This window comes from Burkholderia sp. Ac-20344 (genome assembly GCF_017104975.1).
Taxonomy (GTDB): domain Bacteria; phylum Pseudomonadota; class Gammaproteobacteria; order Burkholderiales; family Burkholderiaceae; genus Burkholderia.
Genome location: NZ_JAAGPP010000382.1, coordinates 1 through 649 on the forward strand (window position 1 = coordinate 1; position 649 = coordinate 649).

At 72.3% G+C, this 649-nt stretch carries 1 protein-coding gene; it reads left to right on the forward strand.

The window, feature by feature from the left end; genetic code table 11:
- Positions 1–594, forward strand: a 594-nt coding sequence (locus G3N64_RS39240) for a dual specificity protein phosphatase family protein (RefSeq protein ID WP_205788914.1), incomplete at its 5' end; no start/stop codon positions are given.
- Positions 595–649: the final 55 nt, after the last annotated feature.

A 649-nucleotide genomic window follows, 5' to 3' on the forward strand; every position in this document is an offset into this window, starting at 1 on the left:
TCGCTCGCGTGTGTCGCGTGGATCTACCGGCGCGGCGCACCCGGCGCATTCCAGAAGGATGCGCGCGGGCGTTACCCGGTGGTCATCCGCTGGCTGTTCGCGCCGACGATTGCCGGTGCATTCGTCAATTCGCGGCTGTGGACGTTCCGGCAGCCGGCGCCGGCTCGGATCGACGAGCGTGTATCGATCGGCCGCACGCCGACCACACGCGACGTGCGCCGCCACGGCTTCACGGCACTGGTCGACCTGACTGCCGAAATGCCGCGCTGGACGTCGGTCGATGCATCGCTCGCCTATGCAACCGTGCCGCAGCTCGACCTCGTCGCGCCGACGGCCGCGCAACTGGCACAGGCCGTCGCGGCGCTCGAGCGCCTGCACGGGGAAGGGCGCGACGTGCTGGTCTGCTGCGCGCTCGGCTACGGGCGCAGCGTGCTGTGCGCGGCCGCATGGCTGGCGGCGCGACGCGGGTTCGGCGATGCGCGCGACGCGCTAGCCGCGGTACGTGCGGTGCGGCCGCATGCGGTGTGGTCGGACGACGGCGTGGCCGTGCTGCAGCACTGGATCGATCGCCGTCGCAGTGCGGGAGGCGTGTGATGCGCGACCCGTCCGCACCATTCAGGATCGCCGCCGCGCGTGGCGCGCTCGATGC